The 12,541-nt window shown below is 66.6% G+C and carries 16 protein-coding genes; 10 read left to right on the forward strand and 6 right to left on the reverse strand.

The annotated features are described in order from the left end of the window. The first annotated feature begins 26 nt into the window (after positions 1 to 26). From pdxH to moaE, 3 genes are read left to right on the forward strand one after another with little or no spacing between them, the layout of a single operon-like run. Entirely contained in the window at positions 27 to 674 is a 648-nt protein-coding gene (pdxH, locus tag D3879_RS23905) for a pyridoxamine 5'-phosphate oxidase (protein WP_119956691.1), read from the forward strand. A gap of 18 nt (positions 675 to 692) precedes the next feature. Then, positions 693 to 941, forward strand: coding sequence for a molybdopterin converting factor subunit 1 (gene moaD, locus D3879_RS23910; protein ID WP_119956692.1), 249 nt, complete (start codon positions 693 to 695; stop codon positions 939 to 941). Position 942: 1 nt separating this feature from the next. Next, a complete protein-coding gene (moaE, locus tag D3879_RS23915) occupies positions 943 to 1,395 on the forward strand; it encodes a molybdopterin synthase catalytic subunit MoaE (RefSeq protein WP_119956693.1) in 453 nt (150 codons plus the stop codon). 17 nt (positions 1,396 to 1,412) lie between these two features. On the opposite strand, the gene D3879_RS23920 is transcribed toward moaE, so the two are convergent. After that, positions 1,413 to 1,625, reverse strand: a complete 213-nt coding sequence (locus D3879_RS23920; RefSeq protein ID WP_119956694.1) for a DUF3079 domain-containing protein — start codon at positions 1,623 to 1,625, stop codon at positions 1,413 to 1,415. Positions 1,626 to 1,664: 39 nt separating this feature from the next. After that, the gene (locus tag D3879_RS27565) at positions 1,665 to 1,793 is read right to left on the reverse strand and encodes a hypothetical protein (RefSeq protein ID WP_274381403.1); all 129 of its coding nucleotides are present in this window, start codon (positions 1,791 to 1,793) and stop codon (positions 1,665 to 1,667) included. A gap of 114 nt (positions 1,794 to 1,907) precedes the next feature. On the opposite strand from D3879_RS27565, the gene moaB reads away from it, so the two are divergent. From moaB to ubiT, 5 genes are all read left to right on the forward strand, one after another. Continuing rightward, positions 1,908 to 2,462 (forward strand): molybdenum cofactor biosynthesis protein B, encoded by a 555-nt coding sequence (gene moaB, locus D3879_RS23925; protein WP_119956695.1) that lies wholly within the window; start codon positions 1,908 to 1,910, stop codon positions 2,460 to 2,462. Then, positions 2,459 to 3,697 carry a molybdopterin molybdotransferase MoeA gene (locus D3879_RS23930; protein ID WP_119956696.1) on the forward strand — a complete coding sequence of 413 codons (1,239 nt, stop codon included), beginning with the start codon at positions 2,459 to 2,461 and terminating at the stop codon, positions 3,695 to 3,697. Before moaB ends, D3879_RS23930 begins: the two co-directional genes overlap by 4 nt. A gap of 80 nt (positions 3,698 to 3,777) precedes the next feature. Further along, complete coding sequence (gene ubiU, locus D3879_RS23935; RefSeq protein WP_119956697.1) at positions 3,778 to 4,773, forward strand: ubiquinone anaerobic biosynthesis protein UbiU; 996 nt, start codon at positions 3,778 to 3,780, stop codon at positions 4,771 to 4,773. Between the two features lie 7 nt (positions 4,774 to 4,780). Continuing rightward, on the forward strand, positions 4,781 to 5,671 hold the full coding sequence (locus tag D3879_RS23940; protein WP_119956698.1) for a U32 family peptidase: 891 nt from the start codon (positions 4,781 to 4,783) through the stop codon (positions 5,669 to 5,671). Next, the gene (gene ubiT, locus D3879_RS23945; protein WP_119956699.1) at positions 5,665 to 6,174 is read left to right on the forward strand and encodes a ubiquinone anaerobic biosynthesis accessory factor UbiT; all 510 of its coding nucleotides are present in this window, start codon (positions 5,665 to 5,667) and stop codon (positions 6,172 to 6,174) included. Before D3879_RS23940 ends, ubiT begins: the two co-directional genes overlap by 7 nt. Before the next feature lie 278 nt (positions 6,175 to 6,452). On the opposite strand, the gene D3879_RS23950 is transcribed toward ubiT, so the two are convergent. Both D3879_RS23950 and D3879_RS23955 read right to left on the reverse strand, forming a co-directional pair. Next, the gene (locus tag D3879_RS23950; protein ID WP_119956700.1) at positions 6,453 to 6,860 is read right to left on the reverse strand and encodes a putative zinc-binding protein; all 408 of its coding nucleotides are present in this window, start codon (positions 6,858 to 6,860) and stop codon (positions 6,453 to 6,455) included. Between the two features lie 59 nt (positions 6,861 to 6,919). Further along, a complete protein-coding gene (locus tag D3879_RS23955) occupies positions 6,920 to 7,600 on the reverse strand; it encodes a Crp/Fnr family transcriptional regulator (RefSeq protein WP_119956701.1) in 681 nt (226 codons plus the stop codon). A gap of 302 nt (positions 7,601 to 7,902) precedes the next feature. Between D3879_RS23955 and can the strand changes: the two genes are divergently transcribed. Beyond that, on the forward strand, positions 7,903 to 8,529 hold the full coding sequence (can, locus tag D3879_RS23960) for a carbonate dehydratase (protein ID WP_238474316.1): 627 nt from the start codon (positions 7,903 to 7,905) through the stop codon (positions 8,527 to 8,529). A gap of 60 nt (positions 8,530 to 8,589) precedes the next feature. Here the strand turns inward: can and narL are convergent, their stop codons facing one another. Continuing rightward, complete coding sequence (narL, locus tag D3879_RS23965; RefSeq protein ID WP_119956703.1) at positions 8,590 to 9,222, reverse strand: two-component system response regulator NarL; 633 nt, start codon at positions 9,220 to 9,222, stop codon at positions 8,590 to 8,592. Continuing rightward, positions 9,219 to 11,021: an ATP-binding protein gene (locus D3879_RS23970; RefSeq protein WP_119956704.1), complete on the reverse strand. Its 1,803-nt coding sequence runs from the start codon at positions 11,019 to 11,021 to the stop codon at positions 9,219 to 9,221. The genes narL and D3879_RS23970 overlap by 4 nt, the downstream gene beginning before the upstream one ends. Positions 11,022 to 11,252: 231 nt before the next feature. On the opposite strand from D3879_RS23970, the gene D3879_RS23975 reads away from it, so the two are divergent. Beyond that, positions 11,253 to 12,521, forward strand: coding sequence for an MFS transporter (locus tag D3879_RS23975; RefSeq protein ID WP_119956705.1), 1,269 nt, complete (start codon positions 11,253 to 11,255; stop codon positions 12,519 to 12,521). Positions 12,522 to 12,541: the final 20 nt, after the last annotated feature.

The following is a 12,541-nucleotide window of genomic DNA, read 5'->3' on the forward strand; positions in this document are numbered from 1 at the left end:
CATCGCCGCCGACCGAGGATACGAGCATGAGCGAACACCTGCAGAACATGCGCCGTCACTACCAGCGCGACGGCTTGCTTGAAGCCCATGTGCCGGACGAGCCCTTCGCCCTGCTGCATGCCTGGCTGCAACAGGCGATCGAATGCGAGCAGGCGCCGGTCGAGGCCAATGCCATGTACCTCGCCAGCGTCGACGCCCAGGGCCTGCCGCATTGCCGGGTGGTTCTGCTCAAGGACCTCGCTGCCGACGGGCTGGTGTTCTACAGCCACTATCGCAGCGCCAAGGGCTGTGACTTCGCCGCCAACCCGCAGGCCGCGGCAACCTTCCACTGGCCGGGCCTGGAGCGCCAGGTGCGGGTGGAGGGCGTAGTCGAGCGGGTTACGGCCGCGGAGTCCGACCGTTACTACCAGAGCCGGCCGCTGCTCAGCCGCCTGGCCTGCTGGGCCAGCGAGCAGAGCCAGCCACTCGGCAGCCGCGCCGAACTCGAGGCGCGCCTGCAGCAGATCCAGCAGCAATACGCCGACAACCCGCCCGAGCGCCCAGAGGACTGGGGCGGCTACCGCCTGCTGGCGCTGCGCGTGGAGTTCTGGCAGGGCCGCCCGGGGCGCCTGCATGACCGCATCAATTACCTGAAAAAAGAATCGGGCTGGCGGCGCGAACGCCTGGCCCCCTGAGCGCGCGGAGACTGTCCCATGCTGACCATTCATTATTTCGCCGGCTACCGCGAGCAGCTCGGCCTGGACCGCGAGCAGCTGGCCTGGCAGCCCGCGCTGGCGACCATCGGTGCGCTGCGTCAGCTGCTGGTGGAACGCGGCGGCAACTGGGCGCACCTGGCCGCGCGCAACCTGATGTGCGCACGCAACCAGGAACTGTGCAGCCCCACCGAGCCGCTGGTCGACGGCGACGAAGTGGCGTTCTTCCCGCCCGTGACCGGAGGCTGAGATGACGGTTGTAGTGCAAACCGATGGTTTTGACGCCGGCCGTCTGCTCGACGTCCTGCACGGGCAGAATCCGGGCGTCGGCGCGGTGGTCAGCTTCGTCGGCTATGTGCGCGACTTCAATGTGGCGCACGCGGTGCACGAGCTGTTTCTCGAGCACTACCCGGGCATGACCGAGAAGTCCCTGGCCGCCATCGAGGCGGAGGCCCGTCAGCGCTGGCCATTGCTGGCGGTGAGCATCGTGCATCGGGTCGGGCAGCTGGCGCCGAGTGCGCCGGTCGTCTTCGTCGGCGTGGCCAGCGCCTATCGTCAGGCGGCCTTCGACGCCTGCGCCTTCATCATGGATTACCTGAAGACCCGCGCGCCGTTCTGGAAGAAGGAGCTCGGCGGCCAGGGCAGCCAGTGGGTCGCCGCCCGCGACAGCGACCAGCAGGCTGCGCAGCGCTGGGCCCGCTAGTTTTCTAACCGGGCGACTCAGTCCGCCTCGTCGGTGGCGCTGGTCTTGTCCGGCGGCGGCTCGATGCCCCAGTCGCCGAACAGGTACCAGTCCTCGCCGAGCATCTCCAGCGGGTGCATGGTGCGCTCGGAGCCATTGCCGCAGGCCAGCGAGCCGGCCGGGCAATAGCGATCGCAGCCCCAGCAGATGCGCTCGGGATGCTTGGGCTGCAAGGGGAATTTCTTGCTCATGGTGCCACCTTGATCGGGCTCTAAGCCGTTGTCGCCAGGCTAGTCGCGCTGTGCCGCGCCGGCCTTGATCGTGGTCAAGTGCCGCGGCCCGTAGGGTGCGCCATGCGCACCGGGGCCGGCGGCGGGCTTGCTGGTGCGCACGGCGCACCCTACGTGAACGGTGGGCATTGATCCCGCTCAAGGGTGCGGCGTTGTACCCCAGGGTGATACCTCCAACGGGGAATGGGCGCAGGCGGGGCGAGAGCGCAGGCTGCGCGCAGATATCTTGCGGAGGTTTGCAGCATGGCCCACTTGTCCAGCGTCGAATTCCAGTCACTGCGCATCGCAGTGCTCACCGTCAGCGACACGCGCAGCGTGCTCACCGACAGCTCCGGGCAGACCCTGATCGATGGCCTGGAAGCGGCCGGGCATGCGCTGTACGAGCGCGCCATAGTCCCCGACGACATCTGGCAGATCCGCGCGCGCCTGTGCGCCTGGGTCGCCGACCCGCTGGTGCAGGCGGTGCTGATCACCGGCGGCACCGGCTTCACCGCGCGGGACAACACGCCGCAGGCGGTGGCGCCGCTGCTGGACAAGCAGGTCGACGGTTTCGGCGAGCTGTTCCGCCAGGTGTCCCTGGCCGAGATCGGCACCTCCACCGTGCAGTCGCGCGCCCTGGCCGGCATCAGCAACGGCACCCTGGTGTGCTGCATGCCCGGCTCGCCGGGCGCCTGCCGCACCGCCTGGAGCAAGATCCTGGTCGAACAGCTGGATAGCCGCACCCGCCCGTGCAATTTCGTGCCGCACCTCAAGCAGCTGCCGGAGCAGGCGGTGGCGGCGTGCGGAGCACGCTCGTGAGCGCCTGTGGCTGCGCTGGCCACGGCCATGAGCTGCGCCCGATCGACCAGGCGATCGCCGAACTGCTGCAGCGCGTGCCGCCGGCCCCGCTGGCCGAGTGGGCGCCGCTGAGCGAGGCCGGCGGCCGCGTGCTGGCCGAGCCGGTGCATGCGCTGTGGCCGATGCCGGCCTGGGACAACAGCGCCATGGACGGCTACGCCCTGTGCGCCGCGGACCTGCCGGCCGAGGGCGGCTGGCTGCCGCTGGCCGGGCGCATCGCCGCCGGCGACATGGCCCTGGAGCGCCTGCCGGGCGGGCATGCGGTGCGCATCTTCACCGGTGCGCCGCTGCCGCCGGGCGCCGACAGCGTGGTGGCGCAGGAGCAGGCGCGCGAGGAGGGCGCTGCGGTGCACCTGGTGCCCGTGCTGGCCGGCGCCCATGTGCGTCGGCGCGGTGAGGAGTTCGGTGCCGGCAGCTGCGTGCTCGACGCCGGCCAGCGCCTGCGCCCGCAGGAGCTGGGCCTGCTGGCCAGCCTGGGCATTGCCGAGGTGGCCGTACACCGGCGCCTGCGCGTCGGCCTGCTGAGCAGCGGCAACGAGTTGCGCGAACCCGGCGAGCCGCTGCTGCCCGGGCAGATCTACAACGCCAACCGCTACAGCATCGGCGGCGTGCTGCGCAGCCTGGGCTGCGAGGTGGACGACTGCGGCATCCTGGTCGACGAGCTGGCCGCCAGTCGCGATGCCCTGAGCCTGGCCGCTTCGGAATGGGATGTGCTGATCACCTCCGGCGGCGTTTCGGTCGGCGAGGAAGACCACCTCAAGCAGGCCGTGCGCGAGTTGGGCGAGCTGCACCTGTGGCGCCTGGCGATCCAGCCGGGCAAGCCGCTGGCTTTCGGCCACGTCTGCGGCACGCCGTGGATCGGCCTGCCGGGCAATCCGGCGGCGGCGCTGATCACCGCCCTGGTGGTGGCGCGGCCGTACCTCCTGCGTGCCCAGGGCTGCCGCGAGGTCATGCCGCAGCCGCTGCAGATTGCCGCCGGTTTCGACTGGAACCAGCGCAACGCGCGCCGCCAGTACCTGCGCGCGCGCCTGCAGCCGGTCGATGGCCAGTTGCGTGCGGTGCTCCATCCCAAGCAGGGCTCGGCGATGCTCACGGCCGCCTGCTGGGCCGACGGCCTGGCCCTCGTCGACTGCGAACGGACCCTGGTGGCCGGCGAGCTGATCGACTTCCTGCCGTTCAGCGCACTGCTCGACTGACACGGCTTGACCATGGTCAAGGCGTGCGCCGGGAACCGCCACTAGAGTGGCGCAACGCATTCCGAGCAAGGTGGTTCAGCATGCATCTGGTGTGTCCGGCGGGCAGTCTGCCCGCCCTCAAGGCTGCGCTGCAGCAAGGCGCGGACGCCATCTACGTGGGCTTTCGCGATGACACCAACGCCCGCCATTTCGCCGGGCTCAACCTCGACGAGAAGCAACTGGACAGCGGCCTGCAGCTGATCCGCCAGCGCGGCAAGCAGCTCTATGTGGCGGTCAATACTTACGCCCAGCCGCAGGGCTGGGCCCGCTGGCAGCGGGCGGTCGACCAGGCCGCCGACCTCGGCGTGGATGCGCTGATCGCCGCCGACCCCGGCGTGCTGGCCTACGCCAGCCGGCGCTATCCCGACCTCAACCTGCACCTGTCGGTGCAGGGCTCGGCGACCAATGCGGCGGCGCTGGCCTTCTACCAGCAGCGCTACAACATCCGCCGTGCGGTGTTGCCGCGGGTGCTGTCGCTGGCCCAGGTGCGCCAGGTGGCGGAGCGCAGCACGGTGCCGCTGGAGGTGTTCGCCTTCGGCAGCCTGTGCATCATGGCCGAGGGCCGCTGCCACCTGTCGTCCTATGTCACCGGCGAGTCGCCGAACCTGTGCGGGGTCTGCTCGCCGGCCAAGGCGGTGCGCTGGCAGGAGGAGGCCGAGGGGCTCAGTTCACGCCTGGGCGGGGTGCTGATCGACCGCTATGGCCCCGGGGAGTCGGCCGGCTACCCGACCCTGTGCAAGGGCCGCTTCCTGGTGGGCGGCCAGCGCTTCCATGCCCTCGAGGAGCCGACCAGCCTGAATACCCTGGACCTGATCCCGCAGCTGGCCGAGATCGGCATTGCCGCGGTGAAGATCGAAGGCCGCCAGCGCAGCCCGGCCTATGTCGAGCAGGTCACCCGCGTCTGGCGTGCCGCGCTCGATGCGCATGCCCGCGCGCCGGCCCAGTTCAACGTGCTGCCGCAGTGGCGCAGCGCTCTGGACGGGCTCTCCGAAGGCAGCCAGAGCACCCTGGGCGCCTACCATCGATCCTGGCAGTGAGGCCGTTATGAAATTGAGTCTGGGTCCGGTCCTGTTTTACTGGAATCGCGGCAAACTGCTGGATTTCTATGCCGAGATGGCCAGCCAGCCGCTCGACATCATCTACCTGGGCGAGACCGTTTGTTCCAAACGCCGCGCCCTGTCGCTCGACGACTGGCTGGGGCTGGCCCGCGAGCTGCGCGAATGCACGCGCGCCGAGCTGGTGCTGTCCGGCCTGGCGTTGATCGAGGCGGCCTCCGAGCTGTCCAGCCTCAAGCGCCTGTGCGGCAATGGCGAGCTGCTGGTCGAGGCCAACGACATGGGCGCCGTGCAGCTGCTGCGCGAGCAGGGCCTGGACTTCGTCGCCGGGCCCTCGCTCAACCTGTACAACGCCCAGGCTTTGGCCGAGCTGCAGGATTGCGGGCTGCGCCGCTGGGTGCTGCCGGTGGAATGTTCCGCGGCGCTGCTGCGTGATTGCCTGGGCCAGCTCGATGCCCTCGGCCGGCCGCGTCCGGAGGTCGAGCTGTTCGCCTACGGCCACCTGCCGCTGGCCTATTCGGCGCGCTGCTTCACCGCCCGCGCGGAAAACCGGCCCAAGGACGATTGCCAGTTCTGCTGCATCAACTACCCCGAAGGCATTCCCCTGCTCAGCCAGGAGGGCGAGGCGCTGTTCACCCTCAACGGCATCCAGACCCTCTCGGCGCGGGTCAACAACCTGTTGGCCGACTACAGCGAGGTGCAGCGCAGCGGCGTTGACTGTTTGCGTCTGAGCCCGCGTGCCGAGGGTATGGCGCAGGTGGTGGCGGATTACCACGCGGTACGTCAGGGCGCTTTGCCGCCGCTGCTGGCCCAGGGCTGCAACGGTTACTGGCATGGCCGTCCCGGCATGCTCGCGGCAGAGGAGGTGGGGCTGTGCTGACCCTGAGCCAACTGGCGCTACGCAGTGCCGATCCGCTGCTCAGCCTGAGCCGCCATGTGCCGTTCATTCTGCAACGCTGGGTGCTGGAAGCTGCCGTGGCGCGGCTGTTTGCCGAGCCGTTGCAGGGCGGTGCTTTTGATCTGTTGCAAGGCCGCTGGCTGCGTCTGGAAGTCAGTGACCTGCGCCTGGCCTGGTGCATCACCCGCGACCGGCAAGGCCTGCGCATGGCGACGCGAGCGCCGGTGGATGTGTGCATTCGCGGCAACTGGCGCGAGTTTGTGCTGCTCGCCAGCCGTCAGGAGGATCCGGACACACTGTTTTTCCGCCGCCGCCTGGTCATCGAGGGCGATACCGAACTGGGGCTGGCGATGAAGAACCTGATCGACAGCCTGGACCCGGATCACTTGCCGCCACGCCTGTGGCGCTCGTTGTGCCGGGTGGGTGAAGTGCTGCGTGAGGACCTGGCGCAACGCCGCTCGACAGCGGCCGGCAGCGCCGGCTGATACCGGGCAGCCGGGCAGCCGGGCTGCTTGGCGCAGCCCATCGAACAGGCCAGCCAGCGAATCAATGTGGCCTGGGCAGCCTGTAAATGCAGATAGTGTGGTTGGCTTGTCGGCAGTGGCTATGAACCTGTCCCGGTCTCTGCGCAGCTGTGGGTTCGCGCAACGCATTGATCGCTGAATGCGTACCAGGCAAGGGTTAGTGGCCTGTGTGGTTAGTTCAATCAATCAATTAACCGTACAGACCCTAAGGTGGGTGAGATGTTGTGAGGGGCTGCCCCTCAGCTATCGGCACTCTGCAGCCCCGCTGCCTTGCGGGCCTGCAGGCGATCGCTGGCGATCAGCTCCACCACCTCGGCATAGACCTGCTCGACCGTGTCGCTGCTGAAGTCCTCGCCGTAGCGCTTCTTCAGTCCCAGGCCGCTGAGAACCAGGTGTACGTCGGCGCTGACCCCGTGCTGGTCCAGGCAGCCGCGCACACATTGCAGCGGGCAGCCATCCAGAGCCAGGATCGGCCTGCCGCTGTTGGCCTTGTTGACCAGCGAGGCGACACGCCCGCCGACACCGGCGATGCAGGACATTTCCGCCAGGCCAGCGCGGTCCAGGCGCAAGGCCAGGGTGTTGGCCAGTTGCGCCACGTTCGAGCAGCCGGAACAGGAGTACACCAGGGGAAGCTTGGGATCGGACATCGGGATTCTCCTCATGCGGTTGGGCGCGCGCCGCCGCCGGCACTTGTGCGGGGGCCGGCTCACTCGTAGTAGTTGGCCAGGCTGGGACGGTCCAGTACGCGAATGCTGCGACGTTCCATGGCGATCAGGCCGGCATCGATCAGGCGATGCAGGATGCGCGAGAAAGTTTCCGGCTGGATGCCCAGCTGCGAGGCGATCAGGCGCTTGGATACGCTGAGCTGGATCTGGCCGTTGCCGGCTTCGCGCTGCTCCTGGCAGAGGAAACGCACCACGCGGCGGCTGGCATTGCCGACGGTGAGGGTGTCGATCTCGTCCAGGCGCTGGTGCAGGCGCATGCTGAAGCTGGCCAGCAAATCGAGGCAGATCTTCGGCTGTTCTTCCAGCAGGCGTCGGTAATGGGTGCCGTCGATGCTGATCAGATTGCTGGCTTTCAGCGCGCTGCAGGTCACGGGGTAGTGGCTGGCACCGGTGAACAGCAGGGCCTCAGCAAAGCTCTGCCCGGGCTGGATGACTTCCACCAGCTTTTCCTGGCCCTCGAACAGCACGCGGGTCAGTTTCATCTGGCCGCTGAGCAGCAGATAGAAGCGCTCGGCGGCATCGCCCTGGTGAAACAGTGCATCGCCACTGTCCAGTTTGCGCTGGATGGCCAGGCAACTGACTTCAGTGAACAGGGCCTCGGGCAGCCGGTTGAACAAGTGGTGCTGGCGCAAAGCCTTGAGGTTTTCTGAGTCGGTCAGCATGGGTCACCTCCTGGGCTGTCATCCTAGGCGGCGAGGGGCGGCTCTCCCATTCCCCCATGGCACTACCTCCAAAGAGGCAGTACCAGGTTGCGGCTGGCCCAGTAGCTGCATTGTCGCCTCCAGGCCCTGTCGGCATTCCGGTATCGCCGGCCGGATTTCAGGGCCATGACCGTGTGCCGGGTAGTCTTCTGCCCCGGGTGGCCTGCTGCGGTTGACGGGTATATGGCCTTGATTTTCGACAAGCCGGCGCTGCCGGCTCCATGCTATCTCGCAAGCCAATTGTGTTCGTCGAGGAATCCCCTGTGGATGTCAAACAGCTATTGGCCAATAACCGTTACTGGGCCGAGTCCCTGCGCGCCAGGGACCCCGAGTTCTTCGTCTGCCTGGCGCGCCAGCAGCGCCCGGAGTTTCTCTGGATCGGCTGTTCGGACAGCCGGGTGCCGGCCAACGAGGTGGTCGGCCTGATGCCGGGCGAGTTGTTCGTGCACCGCAACGTGGCCAACATGGTGGTGGCCACCGACATGAACTTCCTCTCGGTGCTGCAGTACGCCGTGGATGTGCTGCAGGTCAGGCAGGTGATCGTCTGCGGCCACTACGGCTGCGGCGGGGTGCGTGCGGCCCTGGGCCATGAGGAACTGGGCCTGATCGACAACTGGCTGCGCGCGCTGAAGGCGCTCTATCACCAGAATCTGGAGCGCTTCGCCGGCCTGGAGGCGGAGCAGCAGGTCAATCTGCTCTGCGAGCTGAACGTGCAGCGCCAGGTGCGCAACGTGTGCCACACCACCATCGTGCAGAACGCCTGGCGTCGCGGCCAGCCCCTGGTCGTACATGGCTGGATCTACGGTCTGCACGATGGCCTGGTCAAGGATTTGCAGGTCACGGTCGACAGTGCCGAGCAGCTCGATGCGAGCTTTCTCTATGACCAGTGAGTGGCGCGGTTTACCCGTGCCGGGTTGTTTGCCGGCACGCAGCAGGCGCAGGACAGATGCTTAGCGCAGGTTTTCCATGGCCCAGACGGCGGCCTCGACCCGCGAGCGCAAGCCCAGTTTGTGCAGCAGGTTCTTCACATGCACCTTCACCGTGCCTTCGGTGATGCCCAGTTTGTTGCCGACCATCTTGTTGCTCAGGCCGCCGGCGATCATCTTCAGCACCTGGCGTTCGCGCTCGGTGAGGTCAAGCGAGCTGGCACCCTGTGGCGAGCGCAGGGCCTGGGCCAGTACGGTGGTGAGTTCCGGGCTGACCACCAGCCCGCCGCGCAGGGCTTCGCGCAGGCGTTCGATCAGGTGCTCCGGCTCCATGTCCTTGAGCAGGTAACCGTCGGCCCCGAAACGCATGGCGTCGCGCACGTCGCTTTCGGCATCGGATACGGTAAACAGCAGCACCTTGCCCTGATAGCCCTGCTCACGCAGGCGTTTGAGGGTCTCCACGCCATTGAGCTGCGGCATGTTGTTGTCCAGCAGGATCAGATCCGGTGCCAGCCGCTTCACCTGGGCGCAGGCTTCCTCGCCGTTATTGGCCTCGCCGACCACCAGCAGGTCGGCTTCCAGCTCGATCAACTGGCGGATGCCGCGGCGCATCATCGGATGGTCGTCGACCAGCAGCAGGGTATTGGGAGGGGTCATGAATGGGCCTCGTGATGCGGTTGACGGAGGAAATCTGGACAGAAGTGCAGGTGCACGCGCGTGCCGTGCGGCGGTCTGGGGCCGATGGCCAGCTGGCCGCCGAGGCTGCGCGCGCGCTCCTGCATGATGTTCAGACCGTGGTGCTGGCGCGTATCGAACCCCTGTTCTATGCCACGGCCGTCGTCGTCGATCAGCAGTTCGACCTCTTCGCCGCTCTGCCGCAGGTATACCCAGCTCTGGCTGGCCTGGGCATGGCGGGCGCAGTTGGACAAGGCCTCGCGGACGATCTGCAGGATGTGAATCTGTTCGGTAGCGGACAGGACGAAGGCCAGCGGCTCGCAGTCCAGCAACACGCACATGCCGCCGCGCTCGGCGAACTCACGGGCGGTGTCGTCCAGCGCTTTGTCGAGGCCGCCTTCCTGGATCTGCAGGCGGAAGGTGGTGAGCAATTCGCGCAGCTGGCGATAGGCATTGTTCAGGCCGTCGCGCAGTTCGTCGCTGACCAGGATCAGCCGTTCGCCACTCTCGCCGCGACGGATCAGGGTCTGCAGGCGGCTGACCTGCAGTTTCATGTAGGACAGCGCCTGGGCCAGCGAATCGTGCAGTTCGCGGGCGATGGTGGTGCGCTCGTCGAGCAGCAGCAGGCGGTTGTCCTGCTCGCGCTGGCGCTCCAGTGACAGTGCGGTGCCGATCAGGTTGGCCACCGCCTGGATCAGTTTGCTTTCCCAGGGGTGCGGCGCGTGGCCGTCGAGGTAGTGGGCGCGCAGTTCGCCCAGGGTGTTGCCCTGGGAGCTGATGGCGAGGGTGAGGTTGTGCGGCAGGTGGTGTCGGTCGCAGGTGGCGCAGTCGTTGCGCGCGCAGATTTCCCGCGACTCATTGCCGTGCAGCGCGATCAGGTGTTCGACCGGTTCGTTGGCGTCGCCCTTCAGGCACAGGCTCAGGCGCAGGCCGGGCAGGCGCTGCTGGAAGCTGTCGAGTAGCTCGTCCAGCCGTTCGGCGTTGGTCGGTTGGCTGGCGATGTTGCGACTGGTCTGGTAGAGCAGTTCCAGCGCGGCGTTGCTCTGCGCCAGGTCTTGGGTCTTCTCCGTGACCCGTGATTCCAGGGTTCGGTGCGACTCCTCGATGGCGTCGGCCATGCTGTTGAAGCTCATGGCCATATGCCCCAGTTCGTCGGCGGAGCGGTATTCGATACGGGCATTCAGGTCACCGGCGCGAAAGCGCTCGGTGGCACCCACCAGCTCCTGCAGCGGGTTGATCACGCTGCTCTGCAGCTCGAACATACCAATCAGCAGGATGATTACGGTAAGCAGCAGGGCGGCACCCTGAATGCTCTGCTGCCAGCTCTGGCGCTTTTCGCTGAGCCTCTGCAGGCGCAGGACGAGGTGCTCCAACTGGCCGACGAAGGCTTGCGACTGCTGCTGGAAGGTGGCCTTGTCGCCGCGCTCAAGGGCCGGCTTCAGTTGCCCCTGCCACTGCCGCAGGATGCTCTGGAAGGCCTGCTGCTGGGGCGACTCGGGCTGGTCGCCGAGCAGGTGGTGCAGGGCGGTGCTGTCCAGGCGGCGCTGCATATCGTCGCGCAGGCGCTGGATCTGTTCGGTCGAGGCGTTGGCTTCCAGTTGCCAGTTGAGGCGATAGGTGGCCATGCGTAGCGACCCGGCGGTATTGATCGCCGCGGCATCGTCCTCGCTGACCCAGGCGATCAGCACGGCACTGAAGGCGCTGGAGAAAGCCAGGGTGGCGATCAGCACTACCGCGAGGCCGGCGCGGGCCGGCAGGGAGCTTTTCAACCAGTCCAGCATGACTACCTCCAAAGAGTTCCGGCGGGTGAACAGTCCTTCGCCCGGCACGTCGCTGTATGCGTAAGTGTATGATTAGTATGTAATTTATCTTAATAAACGATTCTACCTCTTTGGGGGTAGACGGGTATATCTTAGGAGCTTGTGCACAGGGCTCTCCTTGATCTGCGTCAATAAAGGCCTGCCGCCGGCGGTTAGCCTGCCTCTGAACAAAACGTTCAAGGGCAGGCAGTCATGACGAGTCGTAATGTGCAACAAGGATTGGTGCTGGGCATGAGCACTGCCGCGTTCACCATCTGCTTTATGGTGTGGATGATGTTCGCGGTGCTCGGGGTGCCGATCAAGGAACTGCTGCAGCTCAACGAAACCCAGTTCGGCCTGCTGGCCGCCACGCCGGTGCTCACCGGTTCGCTGGTGCGCCTGCCGCTGGGCATGCTCACCGACCGTTTCGGCGGTCGTATCGTCTTCTTCATTCTGATGCTGGTCTGCGTGCTGCCGATCTACCTGATCGGCGAGGCGACCCGGTACTGGCAGTTCCTGCTGCTCGGCCTGTTCGTCGGCCTGGCCGGCGGCTCCTTTTCGGTGGGCATCGCCTATGTCGCCAAATGGTTCGACAAGGCGAACCAGGGGTTGGCCATGGGCATCTTCGGTGCGGGCAATGCCGGCTCGGCGCTGACCAAGTTCCTCGCCCCGGCGCTCATCGCCGCGGCCAGCTGGCAGATGGTGCCCAAGGTCTACTCGGCGATCATGTTCGTCACCGCGCTGCTGTTCTGGTTCCTCACCTACGACAACCAATCATACCGGGTGCCGAGCAGCGTGTCGCTGGCCGAGCAACTGAAGGCCCTGAAAGACCCTCGCGTATGGCGCTACTGCCAGTACTACTCGATCGTCTTCGGCGGCTATGTGGCCCTGGCCCTGTGGATGACCAAGTACTACGTGCAGGAATATGGCTTCAGCCTGCAGAGCGCGGCGCTGCTGGCCGCCTGCTTCTCTCTGCCGGGCGGCGTGCTGCGCGCCATCGGCGGCTGGATGTCGGACAAGTGGGGCGCGCACAGCGTGACCTGGTGGGTGATGTGGGTCAGCTGGATCTGCCTGTTCGTCCTGTCCTATCCGCAGACTGACTTCACTGTGCACACCGTCGACGGCCCGCGCACCTTCCACATCGGACTCAACGTCTGGGTGTTCACCGCGCTGATGTTCGTCATGGGCATCGCCTTCGCCTTCGGCAAGGCCTCGGTGTTCAAGTACATCTCCAACGAGTTCCCCGAGCGCATGGGGGCGGTGTCCGGCATCGTCGGCCTGGCCGGCGGCCTGGGTGGCTTCGTGCTGCCGATCATGTTCGGCGCGCTGGTGGATCTGACGGGCGTGCGCAGCTCCTGTTTCATGCTGATGTACGGCGTGGTCTGGGTCTCCCTGATCTGGATGTATCTCAGTGAAGTTCGCAAAACCCCAGTCATGGGCCAGGGCTCTTCCGGCCCCATGACTTCCGCTTCCGACGCTTAAGGAGACAGAGCATGTCCGCA

The organism is Pseudomonas cavernicola (assembly GCF_003596405.1).
Classification (GTDB): Bacteria; Pseudomonadota; Gammaproteobacteria; order Pseudomonadales; family Pseudomonadaceae; genus Aquipseudomonas; species Aquipseudomonas cavernicola.